Raw genomic sequence first — 26,153 nt, 5'->3', positions numbered from 1 at the left:
TACCCCCCCTTCTTTTTATGGTTCTTTTGTAGAAACAAATTGAATATTATCAATATCGCATACGCCATAACCAAATATGACTCACACAATTAATACTTTAAAAGCTAAAATATAACCGACCATAAAAGGAGAGTGCGCTAACACTCCCCTTTAGAAATTCATGCAATGCATGAAGTAAAGTAATACCCCATTGACTCTGGGGCATGTTTAACTCTAACTAATTCAAATTTATGAAAATTAAATGGTTCATTGATGGGGATTGCCTAGGCAACTCTATCAAAAGGTTACACGTTTTAAAATTCGTGCTAATCTTAGCAATAGCGATTCCCATGAAAGGGCATGCAAAATCAACTTCTACCGAATCGTCTTTAGAAAATGACCTCACAGCTAACTCCGTGCAACGTACGGTAACAGGTACGGTATCTGATGCAATGGGACCACTTGCCGGTGTTACTATCCTTGTAAAAGGTAGCACTAATGGTACTTCCACAGATTTTGACGGTAACTATAGTATTGAAGTACCAGATGACCAAACTACTCTTGTATATTCCTATATTGGGTATTCTTCAAAGGAAATCCAAGTAGGTAACCAAACCGAGATCAACGTAACTTTAGAAGAAGACGCCGCTAAACTTGATGAAGTGGTAGTTTTGGGGTATACGACACGTAAAAAAGGTGAGCTTACCGGGTCTGTAAGTACCGTAAGTTCAGAACAGATTGCCAAGGCAGGTAACAAAGATTTAGCCAAATCCCTTTCTGGAACCGTACCGGGATTGATCATAGCGGATAGAGGTGGCTTACCAGGTTCAACTAATGATGATGATTTAACCCTTCTTATTAGAGGTAAGTCTACCTTGGGAAACAATTCGCCTTTAATATTGATTGATGGAATCACAGCCAGTACATTTTCCCATCTGGCTCCACAAGATATCGAGTCCCTAACCGTACTAAAGGATGGTGCCGCTGCTATTTACGGAGCTAGAGCGGCTAACGGTGTTATTTTGATTACTACAAAAAGAGGTAAATCCGGAAAACCAAGCATTAATTTAAGTTCTTCCTATAACGTCTCCAAATTTTCGGTTGCGCCAAACTTAATGTCTTCAGAACAGTACGCCATTTACAATAATGAAATCGCAGAACGAAACGGAACACCGCTGCCCTATACACAACAACAGATTGACAATTATGCATCTGGAACAGACCCTATTAACTTCCCAAATACAGATTGGGCCGATCTTACTTTTGCCAAATCTTCACCGGAATCCCGTAATTCCATTTCCATTTCTGGAGGTAGTGACAATGTAAAGTATTTTGTGAGCGGCGATTTTATAAGTCAAACCGGGATGTATAAATCCGGTGATCTGAACTTTAAACAAAAGCAGGTACGATCTAATATTGACATTAACCTAACTGATAACTTTAAAATCGGGGTAGACCTTTCGGGTAGATTCGGAGATAGAAATCAACCGGGTGTAAGTGTAAGTGAAATTTATAGTCGCATCAATACCAACGAACCAACGGAAGTTGGCATCTACCCTAACGGTTTACCTGGGTGGGGTGGAGAAAATGGAGCCAACCCTTACGTAATGGCTACACAACAGTCCGGTTATTCAAAGCAAACAGATAATGAGCTTCGCGGAAGGTTCTCCTATGACTGGAACTTGGACAATTTTATCTCAGGACTTCGTTTAAAAGGGTTTGCGGGTGTAAGACGGATGAACAATGATATAAAAGCGTGGTACACTCCGTGGACCGTTTATACCTATCAAGAAAGTACGGACGACTATACTCCTTCGCAAGGTTTTGCCCAAGGGCAAGGAAGCCAGAGAACGCTTCGTGAGAGTTTTTGGAAGTTTGATGAGCTACTTTTAAATTCTACACTTCACTACTCCAAAAGTTTGGGAGACAATCATTCCATTAGCAGTTTTGTAGGTGTTGAACAAGCTACTTCCGATCAGCGTTCTTTTTGGGCCGAAAGAAGAGGTTTCCCAACTTCGGAACACAGTGAGCTTTTTGCGGGAAGCGATGAAGGCCAACAATCTTACGGAGAATCTCAGGAATGGGCGCGTGTTAATTATTTTGGTTCGTTTTCATATGATTTTAAGAAAAAATACTTCTTGGACCTTACCATACGTCACGATGGTTCCAGCAACTTTGGACCTGGAAAACGATTTGGTACATTTCCTGGTGTAGCCGCTTCATGGGCCATCAACAAAGAGTCATTTCTTGAAAATGTAGAATGGTTAAATGCTTTAAAAATAAGAGCTTCATGGGCAAAAATGGGTAATGACCGTATTGCGCCTTTTCAATATTTAACTCGTTATAACTATGGTGGACCAACAAACAATGCTCAGCCTAATTACGCCATTTTTGGTACTCCCGGCGTAAGTTACAACGGCTATACCAGTGCCAATGTTCCCAATGAAGACATAACCTGGGAAACGGCATATATGAAAAATATTGGATTGAACTTTACTCTATTTGACAACAAACTTTCTGGTGACATCAATTACTTCTACCAAAACAGAGAGGATATTTTGGTTACCCGTGCCGCAGCCATTCCTGATGCAGCAGGTATTACCCTTCCTGCAGAAAATATTGGAAAAGTAGACAACTTTGGTTGGGAGGTAGAACTAAGCTGGAGAGACAAAATAGGAGAAAACTTAAGTTATAATCTTGGAGCAAATTTTACCCAAGCAAAGAATGAAGTGGTATTCTTGGCGGAAGCGGCAGACGTTCCAGAATGGAGAAAAAGAGAAGGTCATTCATTGGATTCTTACATTACCTATCCAACAGCCGGTATTTTTAGAGACCAAGCTCAAGTTGATGCTACGGAAGTAAAATTAGATGGTACCGTAGAAGGTGAACCTATCTATTTAGATACGGATGGAAATGGTATAATAAATGCCAATGACCGTGTACGGGCCTACTCTTCCAATGTTCCTGAAATTCAATTTGGTTTCTTTGGAGGTTTCAATTATAAAGATTTTGACTTTAGTTTCTTGTTTCAAGGACAGGCCGAAGCTGAAATGCTGATTTTCTTTGAACGTCCCGGCGCTAGACCCGATTTCCTTTTTGATCAAAGGTGGACACCGGAAAACAGAAACGCAAGATACCCTAGAGCATACGCTACGGGCGACAAATTTAGTGGTAACCAAAGTGGAAGCTCAGCAGATTTTGAAGGTGCGGACTTCTGGTTGCACGATGCATCTTTTGTTAGATTAAAACAACTGGAACTGGGCTATACCTTCCATAAAGAAGATATTAAACTTGGTGATTTAAAGCTTTTTGTAAGAGGCTATAATATGTTGACCCTATTTTCTGATGTGGCCGATTTAGGCTTAGACCCAGAAGCTAATGGATACTATGATTTTAGAGAAAGTACGTATCCATCACTACAGACCTACACCTTGGGCCTTAATCTAAGCTTCTAATTTGTAATGAAAATAATCAAGCTCATTAATCTTATAGCGCTAACGAACGTTAACAAAAAACTAAATTGAAATGAAACATATTAATATAAAACAAGTCTGGGCATTAATTGCCCTATTTGCAACACTTGGTTGTGAAGATGTATTGGACACCGAAGCTTCGGATGCCTTTACGGAGGACATTATCTACAGTGAGCCTGCTCAGGTAGAAAGATTGGTTTACCCAGTTTATAACAGTACCGAAAGTTGGGGATTGAACAAGGCCCAATGGTGGTCACGTAGATTTAATATTGAAGTGGGTTCTTTTGAGGCCAAATTCAACTTCAATGATTTAGATCAACTTAGATTAAGAGCAGGTTGGTCGCCTAGCAATGTGGGGGTTCTTGCTCAAAAATGGAGTACTTATTGGGATTATGTTAGGCTTGCTAATGAATTCTTAGATAAAATAGATGACAGCGAGGCAATGAAAACTGACCCGGACAAGGTGGCTATTCTTAAAGCTGAAATGAAATTCCTTCGCGCTAATATTTACAGTAAGCTTATTAAATTTTATGGTGGCGTTCCTATCCTAGAAAACGCTTTAGGGCTTGATGCCGATTTTGCTTTGGTGAGAAACAGCTACGAGGAGTGTGTAGATTTTATTGTAAAGGAGCTTGATGAAGCTGCTGCTATTCTTCCGGAAACCCGTCCAGACAATGAATTTGGCCGTGCTACAAAACTCTCTGCATTAGCTGTAAAATCACGGACTTTACTTTACGCCGCAAGTACATTGCACGACCCAGCCACTGAGCCTAGCGGTCCACTGTATGACTATACCAAAACTAGTAAATGGCAAGATGCATCGGATGCCGCCAAAGAAATCATAGACCTGGTAGGTGCCCGTGACCTAATAGCCGTTACCAATGCCAAAGAGTATCAAGATCTATTCTTATCGCCCAATCAAGATATACTGTTTGCTCGCGCTTATAGTAGTCTGTATTATGATTTTGGTACGGATGCCAACTCGCTATGGAATCAAACCCAAGCTCCAAGTGGCTATGGAGGATGGGCGCTATCCTCTCCTACCCATAATTTTGCGTTACAGTTTAATATGGCAGACGGCACTAGTACGTCCGATGCTGGTTATGATCCTGAAAACCCAAATGACAATAGAGAACTACGTTATTATGCGGATTTGTTCTATCAAGGCGCATCCTTTAGAGGGAGACCTGTTGATTATGCTTTAGCGAATAACCCCACCGAGGCTACCCCACACGGATTGGATTCTCCAGAAGGTCTTGGAAACACCGGACATTCATCAAAAACAGGATATAACATCAGAAAGTTTCAAGACGAAAGCGTTGGCCTTACGGATGTATCCCCTAATCGCCCATACATATTATATCGCTTGGCCGAAATCTATTTGAACTATGCAGAAGCCCAATACCACTTAGGTCTAGAAGGAATTGCCCGTGAGTTCGTAAGCAAGGTTTCCACAAGGGGACTTCAACCGGCAATTACCGCCTCTGGCCCAGAACTACTTGAAGCCATTAAGCGGGAAAGACGAATAGAACTAGCTTTTGAAGGTCATAATTTCTTTGATGAAAGACGATGGATGAACGAAGAGCACCTTGGTTTTGATGTTAAAGGTTTAAAATGGACAAAAACCGCGGATGGTAGTTTAACCAATGAAGAATATACCGTAGTAGAAAGACCATGGTTTGAGAGACAATATTACCTACCCATACCACAATCTGAAGTTGAAAAGGCACCTTCAATGGTTCAGAATGATGGATATTAAAAACACCTGTAGGTACTTCTTATAAAAGTTGTTTGTTGAGTTAGTTTGTAACCGGAGCGCGATTAAACCGCTCCGGTTTTTTTATTTGATTTTTTTATTGTGCCTGTTTTTCAAAAACTCAAGTCGGCTTAGTAGTTCAGACTTTTCCCCTAGAAAATCTGTATTTATTTTCTTTTCGTCAACATTAAAATCATAACCGTAAGTTGAAGAATTTAGCAGCACGATGGAATTCAAAATAAGTAAAGCTTCTGTTTCAGATTCCGCAGAATAAAGCGCATCTAACATGGTAGGCACAGGATTTCCTGATTTTGTTATACCTAAAAATTCAGCTGCTCTCACTCTATTTATTCGCTCCTCATCATTCGTAACGATTTTCTTGATTATAGGGTTAAGGCCCTTCAATTCATCACCAAAACTGCTACAGACAATCAGCGCCCAATACCGTTGCCATGGATCTGAAGATTGCAGTGCTTTTTCCAACTCCGTCCGTATGGTGGCAGCATCGTTCAAAATTAAATTTGCTGTTTTTAAATAATTCTTAATATCCTTTTTATGCTCCCTACCAAATTCAACAGGGTTACCCAACGCATTTCTTACCAAATAAAACTCTGGATAGAAAGAAAGGTCGGGCATGTCTGAAATCCAATCATTTAACAGACCGCGCATTTCTTTTAAAGTTGGCTCAAAAGTAGAATTGTGCGCCAAGTTTGTAGTCTCATAAGGATCGTTTTCAACATCAAAAAGCATTTCTGGAGCACGAGATTTAAAAAAAGTAGATTGCACATCCGTTAATTTTCCTTCTTCGTACATTTGTTGCCATTCCCTATAGGCAGCCTGCTTATAACGGTATTCGTTCATTAGACCATCAAAATTGAACGTATTGAAACTTCTAATATATTTGTATTTTCCTTTACGTACCGATCGGACCATGTCATACTTTTCATCAAACCTGTCGGCATATCCATAGGCAACATTTTCTTTGGCAAGTTTTTTCTCATCTATATTTTTACCCAAAAATGGCACCCCGTCTATTTGCACCGGTATTTCTACTCCAGCCAAATTCAATACGGTTGGGGCCAAGTCTATAAAGCTTACAAAACGATCGGTTTGGCTACCAACCTCTAAGTCAACCATATCTTTATATTTTTCAGGAATGCGCACCACCATAGGTACATGAAGACCGGTTTCATACAAATATCCTTTGCTTCCGGGCAGTACCCCGCCATGATCACCATAATAGAATATAAATGTGTTTTCCAATTGCCCATCGGCTTCTAGAGCTTTTACAACTTCACCCAGTTCATTATCCATTTCAGAAATTCTATCTCTATATCGCGCATTTGTATAGCGAAAAAGGTCTGTATCTGGGTGATTGGGTTGTACGTGGTAGTCATTCACTCTTGCCTTAGTAGGGGCATCTTTCATATCACTTTCAGGAAAGTGAAGTCGGGATTCATGTGTTGTTCCTATATTGTGAACGTAGAAAAATGGCTGACCGGGCTTACGGTTTTTCCAATTCCCTTTTCCAGAAGATTCATTCCAAACATCATCTCCTTTAACGAAGTTGTAATCCTCTTTACTGTTATTCACGGTATAATATCCGGCATCACGCAAGTAAGCAGGGAACATACGAAGCGAATCCGGTAAATTAACCAATTTTGAGTGTCTATGAAATTGGGTTCCTGTTCGTGGGGCATAGCATCCTGAAATAATTGTAGACCGAGCTACACTACACACAGGTGCGTTAGAAAATGCTCGGTTGAATTGTACACCATGTTCAGCCAATGCTTTTATATTTGGAGTTTCAATTCCGTTGGGATCGAACATTTTTAAATAATGTTTTGAATTGTCTTCAGAAACTATCCAGACAATATTCGGTGGCTGTTCCGATACTTTTTCTTGCCCCTTGCAGGCCACATTAAAAATTAATAGAAGTGTGATAAGGAAAAAACGAAATTTCATAAGTATACGATTATAAGTGCCCACATTCATTGGTAATTTAAGGCCGAGCATCAAAAATGGCATATATCTTTTAAAATTCCCATTACTAAGGGCCTAAAATGTAGAACAAAAGTTTTTTGTATAACAGTTGTTAAGTTTTAAAAGGGGATGATTTACCAAAGAAGCACTACTCATACAAACTGAGTTTATTCCTGAGCTTTACCATTTCTTCATTTGCTCGTTCTATTCGCTCCAAGAGTCTTGTAATGACCTCAACTCCTTCTAGATTAATATTTAAATCTGTGTGCAGCCGTAGCATTTTTTCGGTCTTAGGAAGTTCTTCTAAGGGTATATATAAACTATCACTACGTTCTATGACTCTTACAAGTCCAAATTCGTTCAGCTGACTTATAATTGAGGTTGAAATGCTATGACCATTACAAAACTCGGTTACCGACACATATTCTTGTTGTTCCATAATCTTAGTTTTTAAGTGATGCTAATTGTTTGAAAAGGTTTTTCTCTTGATCCGAAAGATCACTAGGGGTTTGAACGGTATAGGTGATAAAAAGGTCTCCAAACTGGCCTTCCTTCTTATAAATAGGGAATCCTTTTCCTTTTAATTTCACCGTTGTTCCACTTTGTGTTTCAGGTTTTACCTTAAGTTTTGCTTTTCCATCAAACGTATCAACTGTGATTTCCCCGCCCAGAACAGCAGTATATAAATTAAGCGCTATAGTTTTATACAGGTTGTTCCCATCTCTTTTAAAAGAAGTGTTGTTATCTATACTAAAAGTTATGTACAGATCGCCTTTGGGGCCGCCGTTCCGGCCAGGGCCGCCATGACCAGATATTTTTATGGTCTGTCCGTTCTCTATTCCTGCGGGAATTGTTATTCTTATATTTTTACCATTTACCGTTAAGGTTTGCTTTTGAGTTGTATAGGCATCCCTTAAGTTGAGACGTAGTTCCGCATTGAGGTCTTGCCCCCTGAATCTGGCCTGCTGCCGACCACCAGTAGAAAATCCGCCGCTACCGCCAAACATCGATTCAAAAAAATCCGAAAAATCCCCACCTTCAAAGTCCTGGGTGTATTGTTGTCCCGAACTGCCTCGTGAACGTTGCTGTTGTGCTTTTGCTTCTTCAAACTGTTCGGCATGCATCCAGTCCTTTCCGTACTGGTCATATTTCTTGCGTTTTTCAGGGTCTCCTAAGACTTCGTTAGCTTCATTGACCTCTTTGAACTTTTTCTCCGCAGCGGCATCATTGGGGTTCACATCCGGGTGATACTTCCTTGCCATTTTCCTGAAGGCTTTCTTAATATCCTTTTCACTGGCGTTTTTGGTCACACCCAAAACTTGATAATAATCTATATAATCCATCTTAAGCTCTATTTAAAGAATGACGCTAATTACACTATGAAATTAACCAAAAATCGTCTCGGGGTCAACCCTTTAAAAGAATGTTTTTGATTCAAAAAAAGATAAATAGAAATGAATGATAAAAGTCAGGTAAAAGAACCTTAAGCACAAAAAAACCATAGGTTCATAGTTTAAATTATGAGGGAACTACCTATGGTTAATTACAAAATTTTAAAAAATCCTCTGATTACAGCTTTATATAGTTTTAGGCAAGAGTTGTGACATCTATTCCTTTACAGGTTTATAGATTCTTATCCAATCTACTTTAAACGTATTATTATCTATATTTTCCAATTCTTTATCAGTTGGTGTACGCGTTTCGGACTGAAGTCCAGATGCCGGGGATGACCTCCAGGTTTGGTCTTCCGTATTTATAATAATATCCATTTCTTTATTGAGACCAGTCCGAGTGTCAATTTCTGTGTTACCCGGTTCCGTGGCATTCGTAAAAAATTTAGGGTCTATGATATCCTTCCCGGAAACCGTACGTACCAAAATGCCGTCTATATAATATTCCAAATGCCATGGATTTTTCCAATACACACCGTAGGTATGAAAATCTTTGTTCCAAACTGTTCCATTTTCATACCAAGAACCGGCATCCCTAGGCTGATAGTCTTGAAAGGGATCGCGAATAAAAACATGATGACTGATATGGATTTTCTTTGAAAAATAAGACTGTTCACTTTGTGCACTTTCTGAATAATCTGCGCCATACGCTTCTAAAATATCTATTTCCTGAGTATCATCTGGGCTCAACAGCCATACATCCGAGGCCAAAGTAGAGTTCATTACCTTTGCCCTTGCCTCAATGTAAACAGGATAGACCACACGAGTTTTTGAAGTTATACACCCCATGTTGATTTTATTGGAGCTGGGTTTTCTTGTTGCCCACATCTGTAAATGACCATTTGCAACATAAGAAAACTCCCTTTTCCACTCTGTTAGTCCAGGGCCCGCCCAATTGTTATGGTAAAAGTCGTCCCATTTATCAAAAAAATTATCTCCCTTGTTATCTCCAGGAGCATTGTACTCAAAGTTATCGGAGATTTCTTGAAATTCCCAAATCATACCAACACCGGCATCTGCAGGCACGGGAAGTTCATTATAATCAAGGTCTACATTATTTTCTTCAACAGGAGCTTCTTGATCTTCATCAGTTTGAACTCCATCTAACGCTTCCTCTGTTGCAGTATCAACATTTGAACTTGTACCACAACTATATAGTAAAGCGAAGCAAAAGACCATTACAATATGGTATGCATATCTATTTTTCAATTTGATTGTCTTTGGAATTATTGGTTACTAAGCGAATAAAAAAGGGAGAACCTCTCAATTCTCCCTTAACTTAAACAACTCAATGGGGACTATGGTCTTTCTTCTTTTTCTACAATTGTGAAGTTGTCATAATAGACTGTCACGTCTGTCGTTTTCTCTGCGTTAGGTAGAATTCTAAGGTAGAATTGTGATAAAGCAGAAGTATTGACATATTCTTTTGTGATTGTTATCCAAGAGCCTTCAGGGTGCTCAAAAACAGTCTGTACTTGGAAATTCCAGTTCTGAAGTAAGAATAACCCTGTCTCCGCATCTTCAGAACCTACTGTACCGGGCTCCACATACATATCATAGGAAACTATATATGTTTTACCTTCTTCAAAAATTATAGGGTTCTCGAACATAGCACTAGCCTCTGCATTATCCTGACCCGCTTCAATTTGAAGCTTCAGGCTATAATCACCAGTTGCTGCTTGTTCAGTTGAATACTCCACAGTTCCCTTATTACTCCAAAATGTACCCCAGCTATCAGCTCCAGTCTCTAAACCAGAAATATCTGCTGGTACTAAATTAACAGTACTCATAATTACAGGTTCGTCCGTAAAGGATAATGCCTCTCTTGTATCTGCTGATTCTATAGTTCCTCCAGCATACGACACAGTCACGACATCCGGTCTATATATTGGCGCCGCCAACTTAATATCCATCTTTGTACCATCATCCTCATTAACTGTCACCGAAGCAACATCAAAAGGCTCACCGTTCACCATTACGGTAAAGAACTCTTCTTGACCTCCAAAAGGAGCGAATTCTCCATTATACGGTACTTGGATAGTTTCATCCTCTAGCTCTCTAATTTCGCCTGTAAGCTCAAAGGGTTTAGAAGAAGGGATTACTTTAATTGGTGCATTTATTGGGTAAGTGGTTGAAGCTCCAGGAATATTCTGCCCTGATCGAGAAAGGTTCATACTAGCTCTAAAACTCCCCAATTGATTGAAGGTAATATTGGCAATAGAATCTCCACTACTGTTCACTACAGGATTTTCTGCTACCTCTTCACCGGGTTTTAAAGCTCTTCTAATTGACCAATTACGACCTGTAGGCTCACCGATTGTAGATAAATCCGTAAACTCCAAGGTATTGCCCGCTTCTACATAAATGGTATCGTTGGCTTCATGATTCACCGTTGCGTCTCCATTTCTAACCTTAATTACCGGAACTAATTCAGGATATACCTTAACCATGAAAGTAGTATCAATTACATAGACGTCTCCTTTTTTAACTGCCGCCATTTCATAATCCACATCAGCGCGATTACCCTTAAAAGTCACCATTTCATTAAAGGTGTTATATAGCCTTACCTTTTTCATTCCAGAAGTCTGAAAAAGAACGTGCACCGTTTTGTCAAAAGACGTAGTTACCCTTGGTTCAATGATAAATTGTTCCGTAATAGAGTCCGTCCTGTCTATAGGCCCCTCAAGAAAAACATCCGTTTTCTCAATTGTCCATGAATGGGATACCGCTCCTTGGGACAGATCTGTAAAAGACAAGTATTGATCAAGGTTAATCAGAAGTTCGTTGGCCGTACCTTTACTTGTATAAAACCCTATATCCGAAAAAGGGAATGGAGCTTCGTAATCATCATCTTCACACCCTACGAAGAGCATGGCCAAAACAGCTAATATTCTTATTGCGTTTTTCATTTTATGATATTTTAATTTCTTGTTTTTTCGCATTTTGAATGATTTAATTATAGTTCCCTACAATTTTTAATCATTCAATTGTGGGTTAGATATAATTTCTGAATTCGGTAAAGGCCAGTAAGCATGTAAAGACTCATTATAATTAGCCGCTGCCTCCTGGAACTCGTTCCAGTTTTCGTCAATATCAGGATCACCTACTGGTAGTTCCTTTACAATTGATCCCCATCTAGTGACAGGTTCACCTTCTTCACTCACCATTTCATAATGATCTGCAGAGTATCTTTTCTGAGCCAGTTCTTGAAAACGTTCCGCCTTTACACCCCATCTTCTCAAATCGATATTTCTATTTCCATCACCTTCTGCCGAAAGTTCCAATGGTAATTCAGTGTACCTCAAATGCTCCATCAAACTTTGTGCGTCATATGCTACATTATCATGATCATTAGCCGGGAATTCACCCGTGCCTGCCAGTCCTAATAATTGTACCCCTGATCTTCGTCTCACTTTATTAATATACTCTAATGCCACATCAATATTACCTAATTCAATTTGACACTCAGCATATTGAAGATATATTTCGGCTAAACGAATCAAACGCTCATTTACTCCAGATCTAACTTTACCTGGAGACAAATCTTCTTCTGATCGTGTAATATCCCAATTGGTGTGTTTTCTCCAAAATGCTGTCATTTTCACATTAAAATTTGAAGCTTGCCCAGTTTCTTCCCTTAAATAATACCCCATATCAGTATCATCTACAAGGGCAACCGACCACGATGTTCTTAAACTAAATTTTCTAAAACTTTCGTTGCCTTCATCATCAATAATTTTATTTCTTGGGTCTGAAAAATCTAATGGTTCTTCCCTGTATTTTAAAATTAACCAGTTCGCAACAACGGCACCAAACCATTTACCATCACCACCAGTAAACTGTCTAACATAAGCAGCATTCGCAACATCTCTACCATCATAAGCATTTAGTTCATTTTTATAATCCAATGAGTACCCTACTTCTAGTATGGATTCCTCATTAAATTCATCCATAGTGGTAAAATTACTACCTATGTTTGGCGTTAAAGCATAACCAAAATCATTGATAACACTTTCAAAATATGTAGCCGCGGTTTCAAAGTTTCCTTCATAGAGGTAGGACTGTCCAATTAAAGCAACTGCCGCACCTGCTGTAACCCTACCCTTATCTTGACCTTCCCAAGAAAGAGGTAGGTTTTCTGAAGCAAATTGTAAATCATCTAGATAAAATTTCTTTACATCTTCTGCCGGGGAAACGGACTGATAGAATTCACTTTCTTCTACAGGAACAAAATCATAAATTGGCACAGAACCTCCATTAAAAGCATGATAGAGATTAAAATAGGTATAGCCTCTTAAAAATCGTGCTTGAGCAAGCATCACAAGGCCATCTTCCTTCTCTTTATCTGTAGTATATGTTTCTTCTAGCGCTGCTGCAGCTTCAATCACTTGATTAGCCCTGAAAATAGTGGTATAACTTGTACTCCACTTATTATTAGGTACGGACGAAGCGTCATTAAAGACCTGTAAGTAATATTCGTTGGTGTTATTTGGTCGTTGATATCCACTGGACCAAGCTAGATCGGTCCTAGCAAGTTCCCCCACCAAATTAATGGTATTAGCATTTGCGAAACCCTTATAGGTGGCGATTAACCCTTGTTCCAAATCTTTGTTATCTCTCCAAAAAGTTTCGGTAGAAATCTGATTGGGATTGGTCTGCTCAAGAAAATCATCTGAACAGCTCAAAAATGCTAACACAGGTACCAGTATGCATAGCAACCGTTTTGTTATCGTTGTTTTCATAACTCTTATTTTTTCATTTTTTTTATCGGAATTTATCATCTTCATTTCAATTTTCATTAAAATTCGATTTGAAGTCCGGTTCGTATCTGCGAGCTTACGGGATACGTTCCTTGATCAATACCTCGTGTACTTAGTCCGTTGTTACCAACCTCTGGGTCATACCCGTCATATTTGGTTATAGTCAACGGGTTTTGAGCAGCGACGTAAATTCTAAATTTTGTAACACCCAATTTTTCGGTATATTCTCTAGGTACTGTGTACCCCAAAGAAATATTACGTAATCTCACAAAAGTACCATCGTCCAACCAATAGTCCGTCTGACCTCTGAAGTTGTTATGGGTCGCATTTCTATAAACAGGTATATCCGAAGTGGCATTTTGTGGTGTCCACTGGTATACTAAATCTTGGTGATTTCCTTCTTTGTAGGCCAAAGCTTTATTTCCATTTATAATTTCTGAACCAAATGCACCATACCATTGCATGGAAAAGTCAAGTGCCTTGTAATATGCTGAAAAATTAAAGCCCATTTCAAATTCCGGGGTACCGCTACCCATATATTGACGGTCATCTATATCTATAGTTCCATTATTATCAAAATCAACATATTTTAAATCTCCCATTTTAGCATCGGGTACAATTGCCTGATAAGCTGCCAGTTCTTCTTCCGTTTTTATGGTACCATCCGTCTCCACTAGAAAGAATGCACCACCTTCGTAGCCCTCAGCTAAAGCCGATACCAAATCTTGGTCATTACTGTGGCCAGAAATACTACTGTCATCAAAATAAATGATTTTGTTGCTCCCACTCATTTTGGTAATAATATTATCGTTGCGAGTATACGTTACTCCTGCATTCCATGATAGTTTACCTGAGTGACGGTAGTTCATGGCGAATTCCACACCTTTATTGGTCATATCACCAACATTAAGTGTCACTTCTGCATTTTGACCACCACCCGCAGTTGGTGGTAACAATACAGGGAACAACATATCTTCCTTTTTTGTTTCATAAATATCTCCGGAAAGTGTCAATTTATTATCGAAAAGGCCCATATCGAAACCTGCATTCAAAGAAACCGAAGTTTCCCAGCGTACTTTTGGATTGGCAAATCCGGTTTGGATGGCACCCAGAACTAGATTTTGATCATCACCCGAACCTAGAACATAGTCATTTTCTAATGTTATTGTTGGCGTGTAGCTATAGTCTGCAATACCCTGATTACCTGTTGTACCTCTACTACCCCTCAATTTAAATGAAGAAATGGTATTTTTTATAGGATTCCAGAAATTTTCATCCGATACATTCCATCCGGCAGAAACCGAAGGAAACACCCCCCACGGTTCTTCTTTGAAACGAGAAGAACCGTCTCTTCTAACCGCACCACTTAGTAAGTATTTTCCTTTATAGTTGTATTGAAGTCTTGCCAGCATACCAATTAAAGTACTTTCACGATCTTGGGTCCACTGATTGTTACCCGAACCCACATTTGGATCGGCAGTAGCTCCATTTAACACCGTTATATCATTGGAAGCCAAATCGCTTTTTTCAGCGAAAAATTCTGAATAATTATATTTTTCCGAAGAATAAACCCCTGTGAAGTTAATATTATGATCACCAAAGCTTTTTTGATAATTCAATATATTCTCCCATGTAAATTTTTTCGCAAGAGAACTTAAATTACGCACTTTAGATCGTTGCGATGTTACTTCTGAACCATCATCTCTATACGCTGTAAATTTAGGGTTAATGGTGATTCTAGTTCCATTATCATAGCTGGTTGCCATTCTAGATGTAAACTTCAGGTTATTTGTGAAGTTATAGGTCAAACTCAAGTTACCATCAAAATAATTATTCTCTTGGTTATCTTCCTGCAAGAACTTATACCCTAAATTAGAAATGTTAGTAGCTCCATTTCCATCAGGTCCGGCATTTTCTATTACACTTTGGTTTGGGTCAATACTTGGGCTGTACGCCGTAAATCTAATGGCATCCCTAAGTAGCCCCCACGGAGCATGTTCCCTATTCTCTACCCGAAAAGACAAACCTGTTGTAATATTCCATTTACCTTTTACGAACTGGGTGTTTGCTCTAACATTAAAACGATCATATCCAGATTTAATGATGACCCCTTCTTGATCAAAATAGTTACCCGTTACGTTATACGTAAGACCATCTTTACCGCCCGATAGTGTAAGGCTATGGTTTTGTATAGGCGCCATATCGTTTAGAACAACCTCTGTCAAATCCGTATTGTTCGTAAGAAAATGTGGGCTTTGCTCAATTGTTGTCCACGTATTACCATAGCTACTTCCATTTAATGCAGCTCCTTGTATAAACTGAACATACAACTTGTCTTCAACATTCAGTAATGGAGTTGCAGAGGTTATATGTTGCAGACCGTAGTAACTATCAGCAGCAATTTTCATCTGCCCTTCTTTACCTCTTTTGGTAGTTATTAAAATTACACCTGCAGCACCTCTAGTTCCATAAATAGCGGCTGAAGCGGCATCCTTTAGTACATCTATAGTTTCAATTTCATTTATACTTAATTTAGGATCGCCCTCAAAAGGAATACCATCCACAACATACAGCGGTCTATTAGCACCACTAATAGAAGTAAGTCCACGAATTTGAACGTTAGCCTCGGAGCCTGGTGCACCAGAACTAGCAGTTACGTTTACACCTGCAATTTGACCTTGTAACGCGGCACCGATATCTGAAGTAGAAGTTTTCATCAACTCTTCAGACTTAACTTGTGCTACTGCACCGGTCAATTCTTTCTTCTTTTGGGCACCATAGCCAATGACCACTACTTCTTCAAGAGCGGATACATCTTCCTCTAGGATTACATTTACAGTTTTATTGCCTCTAACAGCAACTTCTTTTGATTTAAAACCAATGTAGCTAAACACAAGAACTGCGCTAGATTCTGCGTTTATGGAGTATAACCCGTCAAAATCCGTAACCGTTCCGTTGTTGGTTCCTTTTACTACCACACTAACGCCCGGCAAAGGTGCATCATCTGCAGATACTGTTCCACTTACCGTTTGAGACTTTACTGCGGCCGTAGTTAGGCACAGGACCAAAAACAGCACCATGCTCTTACCATGGAATCTGGAATAAAAAATGTTTTTGAAATTCATATTAAGTTTCTTGTTAAGTTTTAAATAATCTACAATCCAAGTGGCACTTTAGCATACAAGCAACCATTGAACAAAATCCGTTGCATAACGAAATTGCCAGTTGTTCCAGCTATTAAAGAAGATATTGAACGAGGCGATTGATCACCCTTTTTTCTATTACCTATTTCTTTATTTAGATAGAGATTATTCTTTTGTAATTTTTAATGAAAATTCCTGAATTCTAATTCAATAGTTATTCGTACTATATTCTTTTAGTAGAAAATTTGATTTTGCTCCGATCAGAGGAGGAGCATTGTTCTGTAAGAAACAATTTTTTCTTTTCATAATGAGTTGGTTTAAGTGTGAGTAATGTTTGTTTGTCAATTCATCAATTAAAGGCTTAAATAATTTTCATAAACCATTTAATCTGTGTCCAAAATAGAGATATTGTTAATTTACTCCTAAAAAAAGGGCTTGACAAAAACTTGACAAAACCATATGTTATACACATACTACCATCCTAAAACCCTGATAGAACCGTGTTTTGTGAAAAAAAACACCGTAAAACTACACTACAAACGGGCAAAATCAGACTATGTTAAAATTTGTTTAATTTTAGCTGGTGTAAATGTATCTAAAGAGTAAAAAAACCATTTGTAACCTTAAAACTGCCCCTATCATCAACACAGAATTTTGTAATTACTAGATAAAATGCCCGTAGACCAAGAAGTTAAAACGTAGACCTATAGGCGAAATAATTTTGATAAATTAAAGAAATTAGTTACACTTGATACGCTATGATAACATTGCCCTAATTTATAATAAAGATTAAAGAAACATACGAACACTTCTTTCATTCATTAAGTATTAAAAACAGTACTATACCATTGGGTTACACAAATAATATTAAAAGACGTTGGTCTCTTAAAAGCTGTATTATCTTTCTTTTTTTGAAGAGCTCCCTGCTTATTGCCCAGGACTCTTCAATTCCTTTGAATGCTGTCGTTACCAATAGTGATAGTACCACTGTAGTGGTTCAAGAAAACAATATAGATTTTCTTAAATCTGCGGTTGAAGAAACATTAAAGACCGGAGATACTGCACAAACCGCTTGGAAACTACTAACGTTAACGGATGCTTACAGCCATCATGCCAACTATGCAAAGGCCTATGAAACTATCTGGCGTGCACTTAGTTTAACGGACAATTATGACAACCAGGTCCTAAGATCATATATTTATAGACGACTTGGAGCACTATATAGCTATAACAAAAGGCAGAAAGAAGCGCTGAAATACTTGCAAATGTCCCTTGACATTATGAAAAATTTGGTGGATCGCGGCGTTATGCCCAGAGCTAGCCTAGCCAATAACTATTATACCTTCAGTTATACCTACAGAGGCTTAAACCAGGCCAAATTAGCTAGGAAATATCTGGACAGTAGCTATATCTACTATTCTGATACATCTGATAAACTAGCTCTTCCTTTTTATAAGTTTGAAGAATCATATGTGCTACGCGAGGAAGGAAAAAACGAAGAGGCCTTGCAAACTTTAAAAGATATAGAGCCTTGGTTTAAGGAAAACTATCCTTCATATCTTGTTCTGATCTATGCGTATTTTGCCGAGATCTATAAAAAATTAGGCGAACTAGAGAAAACAATCGATTACTATAAGAAGGCTATTGAGATTTCTGATAAATACCAAAGCCATATTGATTTTACGCCTTTCATATATGAAAAAATAGCAGAAAATTATCATCTGCTGAACAACGATACAGAGGCGTTTAGAAATCTAAATAAGGCGAAGGCCTTGAATGCCAAATTTTTTGATGGTAGAAGTGAAAATAACATTTCACTAATGGAAATCAAAAATGAATATCGGCTTCAAAAAGAGCTTCAAGAAGAAGTAATACGCCAGCAAAGGCTAGAAAAATTGGAACAGCAAGATAAGATTTCAATGCTGCAACGCATTATTCTCATCGGTTCGCTGATCTTTATTATTATCATTGGCTATATCTATGTAAAGCACATACGCTCCAAACATTTGGCAGAGAAGCAAATGATACGAAAAACCAAAGCGCTTGAGATGCAGAAAACCAAGGAGCTTCTGGAAACTAAAAACAAAGAATTGGCCGCCTCTACACTTCAACTTGTGGAAAAAGACGAGTTTTTGAAAAAACTTAAAACCGAATTACGCGGCGAAGACGGGACTATAAAAGTGGCCGAAATTAATAGGGTGCTAAAATCAATTTCAGTAGGAAGCAACAATAATTGGGAGGAATTTAAGCTACGGTTTACCGATGTTAATAAGAACTTTTATAAAAAGTTGAACAGCACCTACCCTAACCTAAGCCAGACCGATCAGAAAATTTGTGCCTTGATCAAATTGAATCTTACTAGTAAAGATATGGCGAGACTGTTGGGTATTTCCACAAAATCCGTTCATACAACACGACATCGATTACGCAAAAAAATGGGCCTTCAGCGTAGTGATAACCTTGAAGAATTGATAGCGTCGTTGTAAAATTGCCTTTGACATACTAAATCTGCCCTACTTAAATAGGGTGTCTTTTTTTCATTGCACTAAAAATTTGTGTTATCACAACAGGGCATAGACCACTGATGGGTTACTTTTGCAATCTCCTAAGTATCCATTAAAAAGAATACCATCTTATGAAACTTAAAATCTCGCTCTGGATTTTAATAGGCTTACAATTTCTTATTGCAGACCTATCCGCACAAACTCTTACTAGAGAAGAGGTGCGTGACACCATGCAAAGAATACCATCCTTCACCATTCATAAAGACAATTACTTTATTACCGGTATCCCCACAAACAACCCCATTAACAGTTCTACGGCAAATGCCAAATATCAAATAAGCTTTAAACAGATTATAACCCGTACAATTCTTCCTTGGGAAACCTATCTGTATTTAACGTATAGCCAAAAGGCATTTTGGGATATTTATAAGGATTCTTATCCTTTTAGGGAAATCAATTTTAACCCAACATTGGGTGTTGGCAAAGCTTTTTATAACTCTGATGACCGTGTGAATGGCCTAGCTACACTTGTCTTTGAGCACGAATCCAATGGAAGGGACAGTATTTATTCTAGAAGCTGGAACCGCCTTAGCCTTCAGTACTCTACTCTAGTAGGAAAGAAAACCATGCTTCATGTAAAAGGTTGGCTCCCCTTTGGATATAAAGAAGGAAACCCTGATTTATTGGATTATGTAGGGTTAGGGGAAGTGAGTGTATCGCGCGATTTGATTCCCGACAAACTAATTTTTGAGCTCAAAGTGAGAAAAGGTCTAGATTTTGATACAAGAGGATCTATCCGAACACGATTAAGTTACAGGCCGTTTAAACATAATTCCAATCAATATATTATGTTTGAGTGGTTTGCCGGCCATGCCGAAAATCTAATTGATTACAAACAGTATTCAAGTATGGTACGTATTGGGTATGTAATTAAAAGTACAGAATTTGGTTTCTTGAAACCAAAATAACAACTACTCCCTAACTTCTAAGACATAAAAAAAGCCCCATTTTAGGGGCTTTCAATTTAATTGAAAGTAATTATTTAACGTCTTCCAATGTTTTAATGGTTTTTAAATCTGTCATTAACCATTCTCTCTGCTTTCTAATTACTTCTGCAGCTTTAATTGGCAAATGTGTGTCTGCCAAAACTTCATTATACTCTTCTATTGCGGCTTTGTCACCACGTATAGCTTCTTCCAACATAGCTTCATCGTTATCTCCCGAGAAGAAAGTCTTCACATCCATCCAGGCTCTGTGCATAGCTCCTGTTGCGCTCCCATCTATATCTTCTCTAGTTTTAAGGGCCGGTGCCGCTGCTTTCAATTCAACAAGAAAATTTCTTCTTTCTATTGATTTATTCTGAAAATAACTCTTAAGACCTATTCCTTCCGCATTTTCTGCTGCTTTATCATATCCTTTGATTGCATCTTCGTTTTTCTGAATAATATCGTTCAGTCTATCTTCAATTTCTTTTATATCGGTATTCATGTCATTTTATTTTGCGGTAACTTTGATGCCTACCGTTTGGCATTTCTCCAAATTTAACTGGAAAACTTGGTCTAGATCGATTCCAAAAAATATCAATTGAACGTTTTTAAAAATATCTGTTTCATGCTACCCTCCTGCCATTACCTAGCCGAACTATACAGATATAATCTTCATTTGCCAATTTACATTCGCCCAAACGCTGCATCTCTGCCTCGGTTGCTATATATTGAAAAAAATCATTGTTACGCAAAACACCAATTTTACTCAAATCATTAATGTTCGAAAAAAGTGTTTCACCTGTAATTTTGTCTTTGACCGTGTACGTATACTTAAAATTCTGCATAACCTAAATATTTAATTAAAAACTAACCTGAACTTTCACAGGCTCTCTCATTGCTCTTTTTATCATACAGACTGTCATACCCCCTATTAAAAGGACACTCCCACCTATTGTATAAAAAGAAATACCAAATTTCAGTTGTACTTTCGGTTTGAAGTAGCGAAAGCGTAGCTATCCGTTTTAATGGAAATCCTACAAAACTTCTGAAATTTCTTATGAAATTATTTAATCTTATCTAGTTATTTGAACACTTTTAATAGAAAAATGAGCGCAATCAATTACAAAAAAGATACTTCCATTTTCATGGAAGTATCTTTTAGAAGAGTAATCTGTATTTTTATTATGAGCGGGTAACGTCTTCCATTAGAAAATCTTCAATGGGACGGTCATGTTGCTTGTGAAGTACAGAAATATCGCCAGTAGTCTCAAAAACAACTGCTTTTACCTCAGAAAGCTCGGTTATATTAGCCTCCCTTAATTTAGCTCGTAAATCGGATTTTGCTACTCTGCCCTTACGTAAGTTGTCTTCCAAAATGATTTCCCCATCCATGAGCAATAAAGGCGTATTGTCCATTACTTTTTTTACCATGTCGTTCCGTCTAGCGTAGGCGGCTCCCATTTGTAAAAGGTAAATTGTAACAATGCCAATAATACCATCATACAAACTCACTGTTTTTGATAGTACCGTGGTGGCTATTACAGACCCTACCGCTACGGTCATGGCAAAATCAAAACTCGACATTTTTGAGAAGCTACGATTACCGCAAATACGTGTCATTAGTATCACGGCAATATAAATACCCAAAGCGGTAATGATGGTAGCACCAAAAGCATCCCAGGAAAATTTAAACCACTCGCTCATACTTTTTTATCTATTCTGATTATTGTATTCACTTTACTTAGAAACAAAATGTTAGTTTAAATCACAGTTAATCATCCAATTAATACCATAACGGTCTGTAAAACGACCAAACAACGCATTCCATTCTCGCTCTCTCAATTCATGATGCACACGGCCACCAGCGGATAGCTTGTCATATAAATCCTGTGCCTCGTTCTTATTGTTTAGGTCTACACTTAAATGTATTTTAGTACCTTCTGTAAGCGGCGTATCCGGTGCGGCATCATAGGCCATAAAATTGACACCTTTACCTTTAAGCTCTGCATGCTGAAGTCTATCTCTATATGCTGAAGGAACATCTATTTTCTTATCGGCATAGGTCTGTCTATTTTTTATCTCTGCACCGAGTACATCGGCATAAAAATTAAGTGCTTCTTGACAGTTTCCATCAAATGCTAAATATGCTTGTGTTTTCATTGTATGATTATTTTAAGTTGAATAGCAAGATACCTCTAGATAATCGGCACTATTGATTTCATCACATTTAACCTTGACACAAATGATCAGTTTGATTAAAAAACGTTGATGACCGTCCATTTAATCCATTTTTGAAGATGATAACGAATAAAAAAAGGGCATCCGCTAAAAAGCGAACACCCTAGGAATCAAAAAAGCGTCTTTAAATCTTAACTCCCTATAATTTCACCTCCATTAATATGTAAGACCTGCCCTGTCATATAACTACTATCTTCGGATGCCAAGAAAACGTAAGCCGGTGCCACCTCAGATGGCTGACCACACCTACCTAAAGGGGTGTCTTCTCCAAAATCTTCTATATCATCCATGGTTGCAGGAATTAAGGGTGTCCATATGGGCCCCGGAGCAACACCGTTCACCAAAATATTCTTCTCTGCCAACTGCGAGGACAATGCTCGCGTAAAAGAAGTAATAGCACCTTTTGTAGAAGAATAATCTACCAATACCTTATTGCCCCTATAACTGGTTATGGAAGTTGTATTGATAATGCGAGCACCTTCTCGTAAGTGAGGATATACCTGCTGGGTAAGGTAAATCATTGCTACAATGTTCGTATCAAAAGTTTTCTTTAACTGTTCCAGTGGTATCTCGCTAAAATCTTCCTGGGTGTACTGGGTAGCCGCGTTATTGACTAAAATATCTATTCTGCCGTAGGCATCTATCACTTTTTCAACCAATTCATTACATAAATTATGGTTTCTAAGGTCTCCCGCAACGGTCAAACATTTTGTGCCTTCCTTTTCTACCATCTTTTTTGTGGTGTCCGCATCTTCGTTTTCATTTAGGTAGGCAATGGCAACGTTAGCCCCTTCTCTTGCATAATGCACTGCAATGGCACGGCCAATACCACTATCACCACCGGTAATCAATGCTACTTTACCTCTTAACTTATCACTGCCCTTGTAACTAGATTTTATAGTTTCTGGCTTTGTTTTCATATTCGCCTCAAGACCTGGTCTACCTAAATCTTCTTTTCCTTTTTCAATAGTTGCTGTATCTGACATAATGTATATTTTAAAATTAATTTTCGTGAACGACTTTTGAAGGTTATCGCATCTTTACAAAGCGAAATTTCCTTCAAAAACCAAATCGAATTTAATTATGAGATTCCACAAGAAATAGCTCAGTTACGATTAAAATTGATTCAAATACCTTTCGTTTCAATCTTTTAACATCCAACCTCGCATAATTAGCATTTGCACTAATAATCATTTTTTTACAGCCATAATCTTATAGTATCCTTGAATAATTTTATGTATTGTGAAATTTGAATCAACTCTATGGAATGTCTTGAACAACTTCTGAAAGTATATGTAATAAGTGAAATACACTATGTAGAATGCGCTTTGAAAGAGAAAAATCCAATGATGCGGATGCTCATGGAACAATGTGCTATTGAGCGTTCAAACTTCTTGCTGGATATATGGCACGTTGCTATAAAAGAATCGGATGAAATTGAATTTTCAGAATTGTACGCATGGCACAATCAGCTGTACGGTAAAAACTATCTTAATATGATGGTCGGCACCAGTCTAAACATTGACTTGTTGGATAGAAAAGCTTTGGAGATTTGTCATGTTATGATACAATTGGACCTCCCCCAAAAATTAAACTGCCTACTAATAGAACAGGCTACAAAAATAGAAGCCAGTATTCTGGCCAAAGCTCATTTCAGGGCAATGGATTAAAGCTAAAAAATTACTCCCCAACAATTTTCAATTAAATGCACTAAAAAATATGGAATCAAAAAAAAACTCCAATAAAGTAACTACAAACAAAGACGAACAACTTGAAAAGTATTCTGTAGACTACACCGGTAAACCGTTAACTACTAGACAAGGATTAAAAGTCAATGACACCAACAACTCTTTAAAAGCAGGTGCACGAGGCGCTACGTTGCTTGAGGATTTCATGTTGCGTGAAAAAATCCACAATTTTGACCACGAAAGAATCCCAGAGCGTATCGTTCATGCCAGAGGAAGTGGAGCTCACGGTTATTTTGAACTTTACGATAGCATTGAAGAATACTCAAAAGCAGGTATTTTTACGGATACATCTAGAAAAACACCAGTGTTTGTTCGCTTTTCTACAGTGGCAGGGTCTAAAGGTTCTACTGATTTAGCGCGAGATGTTCGGGGCTTTGCCGTAAAATTTTACACAGATGAAGGTACATGGGATCTAGTGGGAAACAACATGCCTATTTTCTTTATTCAAGATGCGATGAAATTTCCAGATTTGATTCACTCGGTAAAGCCAGAACCTCATCAAGAAATTCCGCAAGCAGCATCTGCTCATGACACATTTTATGATTTTGTATCGTTAACTCCAGAAACGCTTCACAACCAAATATGGTTAATGAGTGACCGTGCCATACCACGTAGCTTTCGTATGATGGAAGGGTTTGGTATCCACACTTTCCGTTTGATCAATAAAGAAGGAAAAGCCCATTTTGTAAAATTCCACTGGAAACCTAAACTGGGTGTACATTCCGTAACATGGGATGAAGCCGTAAAAATTAGCGGAGCGGATTCTGACTTTCATAGGAGAGATTTATGGGATGCCATTGAAGCGGGGCAGTACCCTGAATGGGAACTGGGATTGCAAATTGTACCTGAAGAAGACGAACATAAATATGACTTTGACCTTCTTGATCCTACAAAACTGATTCCGGAAGAGATGGTTCCTGTAAAAGTCGTGGGTAAAATGGTTCTGAACAGAAACCCTGAAAATTTCTTCGCAGAAACGGAACAGGTTGCCTTTATGCCCGGAAGTATCGTACCTGGTATAGATTTTACCAATGATCCTTTGTTACAAGGTAGATTGTTCTCATACCGAGACACCCAACTTTCAAGACTGGGCTCTCATAATTTTCATCAAATTCCAATAAATAGACCTGTGGCCGAAGCACAGAACAATCAGCGTGACGGTCATATGCAAACCGAGATACCAAAGGGCAGAACGGCATATTTTCCTAATTCAATCAGTGGAGGATGCCCATACCTTTCTACGGTTGCCGAGGGCGGTTTTGAGTCGTATCAAGAGCGAATAGACGCTAAAAAAATTAGGGCTCGTAGTGAGAGTTTTAATGATCATTTCTCTCAGCCTGCATTATTCTATAGAAGTCTTGCCGATTGGGAAAAAGAACATGTAGCCGGAGCCTATACCTTTGAATTGGGCAAATGCGAATTCAAGCATATAAAAGAACGTATGCTCTACCTCATTGACCAGATTGATTCTGATTTGGCTAAAAAGGTAGCTACAAACTTGGGTATTGAAGTTCCTTCTTCGGTTGAAATGCCATTAAACCAAGCTATTGGAGCGGATGCGAATGTGGAAGAACAACAACCAGGCGAGAAAAAAATATATCTGGACGAGTCCCCAAAATTGAGTCAGGCCAACACTAATTTTGACTCCATCGCCACCCGACAAATAGCTGTTCTTGTTGCGGATGGATTCCATATGGGTATTTTCAAGAAAGTGAAAGAAGAACTTGAAAAAGAAGGCGCTATGGTAAAATTGGTTGCCGCACATGGGGGAACGGTGAAATGTGATAAGGATAAGGACCATAAAGTAGATGCAGCTATAGCAACTACGGAAAGTGTCCTTTTTGATGCGGTCTACATTCCTGGAGGAAAAAAATCTATTGAAACCCTAATGGCACAGGCCAAATTTACCAAATTCGTTAACGAAGCCTATAAACATTGTAAGGCCATTGCTGTAGATGGAGAAGCAGAAGAGTTTTTAAAAAGTACAGCGGTTATGGATATTTCAGATGACGACGCTCTATTTGTGAACGGTAAGCCAGAAGCTTTTATCAAAGCAATAGCGAAGCACCGTAACTGGAAAAGAAGAGAGAAAGCGGAGAATATACCCGCTTAATTATAAAACTTAAACGATA

General features: G+C 38.4%; 18 protein-coding genes. 6 read left to right on the top strand and 12 right to left on the bottom strand.

All coding sequences use genetic code 11. The features are described 5' to 3' along the window. Positions 1-230: 230 nt before the first annotated feature. On the top strand, positions 231-3,434 hold the full coding sequence (locus P0077_RS15480) for a SusC/RagA family TonB-linked outer membrane protein (RefSeq protein WP_276166115.1): 3,204 nt from the start codon (positions 231-233) through the stop codon (positions 3,432-3,434). A gap of 70 nt (positions 3,435-3,504) precedes the next feature. After that, complete coding sequence (locus P0077_RS15475; protein ID WP_276166114.1) at positions 3,505-5,211, top strand: RagB/SusD family nutrient uptake outer membrane protein; 1,707 nt, start codon at positions 3,505-3,507, stop codon at positions 5,209-5,211. A gap of 81 nt (positions 5,212-5,292) precedes the next feature. Here the strand turns inward: P0077_RS15475 and P0077_RS15470 are convergent, their stop codons facing one another. The 7 genes from P0077_RS15470 to P0077_RS15440 all read right to left on the bottom strand — a co-directional run bounded on the left by P0077_RS15470 (position 5,293) and on the right by P0077_RS15440 (position 16,527). Then, positions 5,293-7,173 (bottom strand): sulfatase family protein, encoded by a 1,881-nt coding sequence (locus P0077_RS15470; RefSeq protein ID WP_276166113.1) that lies wholly within the window; start codon positions 7,171-7,173, stop codon positions 5,293-5,295. Between the two features lie 166 nt (positions 7,174-7,339). Beyond that, the gene (locus P0077_RS15465; RefSeq protein ID WP_276166112.1) at positions 7,340-7,630 is read right to left on the bottom strand and encodes a chaperone modulator CbpM; all 291 of its coding nucleotides are present in this window, start codon (positions 7,628-7,630) and stop codon (positions 7,340-7,342) included. A 4-nt stretch (positions 7,631-7,634) separates the two neighbouring features. Continuing rightward, positions 7,635-8,534: a J domain-containing protein gene (locus tag P0077_RS15460; protein WP_276166111.1), complete on the bottom strand. Its 900-nt coding sequence runs from the start codon at positions 8,532-8,534 to the stop codon at positions 7,635-7,637. A gap of 264 nt (positions 8,535-8,798) precedes the next feature. Continuing rightward, positions 8,799-9,851, bottom strand: coding sequence for a family 16 glycosylhydrolase (locus tag P0077_RS15455; protein WP_276166110.1), 1,053 nt, complete (start codon positions 9,849-9,851; stop codon positions 8,799-8,801). A gap of 89 nt (positions 9,852-9,940) precedes the next feature. Next, positions 9,941-11,551, bottom strand: a complete 1,611-nt coding sequence (locus P0077_RS15450; RefSeq protein ID WP_276166109.1) for a hypothetical protein — start codon at positions 11,549-11,551, stop codon at positions 9,941-9,943. Positions 11,552-11,617: 66 nt separating this feature from the next. Next, entirely contained in the window at positions 11,618-13,384 is a 1,767-nt protein-coding gene (locus tag P0077_RS15445; protein WP_276166108.1) for a RagB/SusD family nutrient uptake outer membrane protein, read from the bottom strand. A gap of 56 nt (positions 13,385-13,440) precedes the next feature. Beyond that, positions 13,441-16,527, bottom strand: a complete 3,087-nt coding sequence (locus P0077_RS15440; protein ID WP_276166107.1) for a SusC/RagA family TonB-linked outer membrane protein — start codon at positions 16,525-16,527, stop codon at positions 13,441-13,443. Positions 16,528-17,456: 929 nt separating this feature from the next. Here P0077_RS15440 and P0077_RS15435 point away from each other — a divergent pair. Together P0077_RS15435 and P0077_RS15430 are read left to right on the top strand one after the other, a co-directional pair. Further along, positions 17,457-19,031: a hypothetical protein gene (locus tag P0077_RS15435; RefSeq protein ID WP_276166106.1), complete on the top strand. Its 1,575-nt coding sequence runs from the start codon at positions 17,457-17,459 to the stop codon at positions 19,029-19,031. Between the two features lie 149 nt (positions 19,032-19,180). Further along, on the top strand, positions 19,181-20,017 hold the full coding sequence (locus tag P0077_RS15430; protein ID WP_276166105.1) for a phospholipase A: 837 nt from the start codon (positions 19,181-19,183) through the stop codon (positions 20,015-20,017). A gap of 70 nt (positions 20,018-20,087) precedes the next feature. On the opposite strand, the gene P0077_RS15425 is transcribed toward P0077_RS15430, so the two are convergent. The 5 genes from P0077_RS15425 to P0077_RS15405 form a co-directional block, all read right to left on the bottom strand. Then, positions 20,088-20,537, bottom strand: coding sequence for a ferritin-like domain-containing protein (locus P0077_RS15425; RefSeq protein WP_276166104.1), 450 nt, complete (start codon positions 20,535-20,537; stop codon positions 20,088-20,090). 121 nt (positions 20,538-20,658) lie between these two features. Next, on the bottom strand, positions 20,659-20,880 hold the full coding sequence (locus tag P0077_RS15420; protein ID WP_276166103.1) for a hypothetical protein: 222 nt from the start codon (positions 20,878-20,880) through the stop codon (positions 20,659-20,661). A gap of 337 nt (positions 20,881-21,217) precedes the next feature. After that, positions 21,218-21,739 carry a DUF421 domain-containing protein gene (locus tag P0077_RS15415; protein ID WP_276166102.1) on the bottom strand — a complete coding sequence of 174 codons (522 nt, stop codon included), beginning with the start codon at positions 21,737-21,739 and terminating at the stop codon, positions 21,218-21,220. Between the two features lie 51 nt (positions 21,740-21,790). Then, entirely contained in the window at positions 21,791-22,195 is a 405-nt protein-coding gene (locus P0077_RS15410) for a VOC family protein (RefSeq protein WP_276166101.1), read from the bottom strand. Between the two features lie 209 nt (positions 22,196-22,404). Beyond that, positions 22,405-23,259: an SDR family oxidoreductase gene (locus P0077_RS15405; protein WP_276166100.1), complete on the bottom strand. Its 855-nt coding sequence runs from the start codon at positions 23,257-23,259 to the stop codon at positions 22,405-22,407. Positions 23,260-23,535: 276 nt separating this feature from the next. Here P0077_RS15405 and P0077_RS15400 point away from each other — a divergent pair, with 276 nt between their 5' ends. Further along, positions 23,536-23,943, top strand: coding sequence for a hypothetical protein (locus P0077_RS15400; RefSeq protein ID WP_276166099.1), 408 nt, complete (start codon positions 23,536-23,538; stop codon positions 23,941-23,943). A gap of 49 nt (positions 23,944-23,992) precedes the next feature. Next, on the top strand, positions 23,993-26,134 hold the full coding sequence (locus tag P0077_RS15395) for a catalase (RefSeq protein ID WP_276166098.1): 2,142 nt from the start codon (positions 23,993-23,995) through the stop codon (positions 26,132-26,134). Positions 26,135-26,153: the final 19 nt, after the last annotated feature.

This window comes from Zobellia alginiliquefaciens, from assembly GCF_029323795.1.
Lineage (GTDB): Bacteria > Bacteroidota > Bacteroidia > Flavobacteriales > Flavobacteriaceae > Zobellia > Zobellia alginiliquefaciens.
The sequence above is the reverse complement of the archived record's forward strand: the minus strand, read 5'-3'. Positions and strand labels throughout refer to the sequence as shown.

What these genes read in the sequence shown, in the direction of transcription:
- P0077_RS15480 (WP_276166115.1), top strand. Translation starts at nt 231, where the DNA reads ATGAAAATTAAATGGTTCATTGATGGGGATTGCCTAGGCAACTCTATC.
- P0077_RS15475 (WP_276166114.1), top strand. Translation starts at nt 3,505, where the DNA reads ATGAAACATATTAATATAAAACAAGTCTGGGCATTAATTGCCCTATTT.
- P0077_RS15470 (WP_276166113.1), bottom strand. Translation starts at nt 7,173, where the DNA reads ATGAAATTTCGTTTTTTCCTTATCACACTTCTATTAATTTTTAATGTG.
- P0077_RS15465 (WP_276166112.1), bottom strand. Translation starts at nt 7,630, where the DNA reads ATGGAACAACAAGAATATGTGTCGGTAACCGAGTTTTGTAATGGTCAT.
- P0077_RS15460 (WP_276166111.1), bottom strand. Translation starts at nt 8,534, where the DNA reads ATGGATTATATAGATTATTATCAAGTTTTGGGTGTGACCAAAAACGCC.
- P0077_RS15450 (WP_276166109.1), bottom strand. Translation starts at nt 11,551, where the DNA reads ATGAAAAACGCAATAAGAATATTAGCTGTTTTGGCCATGCTCTTCGTA.
- P0077_RS15445 (WP_276166108.1), bottom strand. Translation starts at nt 13,384, where the DNA reads ATGAAAACAACGATAACAAAACGGTTGCTATGCATACTGGTACCTGTG.
- P0077_RS15440 (WP_276166107.1), bottom strand. Translation starts at nt 16,527, where the DNA reads ATGAATTTCAAAAACATTTTTTATTCCAGATTCCATGGTAAGAGCATG.
- P0077_RS15430 (WP_276166105.1), top strand. Translation starts at nt 19,181, where the DNA reads ATGAAACTTAAAATCTCGCTCTGGATTTTAATAGGCTTACAATTTCTT.
- P0077_RS15425 (WP_276166104.1), bottom strand. Translation starts at nt 20,537, where the DNA reads ATGAATACCGATATAAAAGAAATTGAAGATAGACTGAACGATATTATT.
- P0077_RS15420 (WP_276166103.1), bottom strand. Translation starts at nt 20,880, where the DNA reads ATGCAGAATTTTAAGTATACGTACACGGTCAAAGACAAAATTACAGGT.
- P0077_RS15415 (WP_276166102.1), bottom strand. Translation starts at nt 21,739, where the DNA reads ATGAGCGAGTGGTTTAAATTTTCCTGGGATGCTTTTGGTGCTACCATC.
- P0077_RS15410 (WP_276166101.1), bottom strand. Translation starts at nt 22,195, where the DNA reads ATGAAAACACAAGCATATTTAGCATTTGATGGAAACTGTCAAGAAGCA.
- P0077_RS15405 (WP_276166100.1), bottom strand. Translation starts at nt 23,259, where the DNA reads ATGTCAGATACAGCAACTATTGAAAAAGGAAAAGAAGATTTAGGTAGA.
- P0077_RS15400 (WP_276166099.1), top strand. Translation starts at nt 23,536, where the DNA reads ATGGAATGTCTTGAACAACTTCTGAAAGTATATGTAATAAGTGAAATA.
- P0077_RS15395 (WP_276166098.1), top strand. Translation starts at nt 23,993, where the DNA reads ATGGAATCAAAAAAAAACTCCAATAAAGTAACTACAAACAAAGACGAA.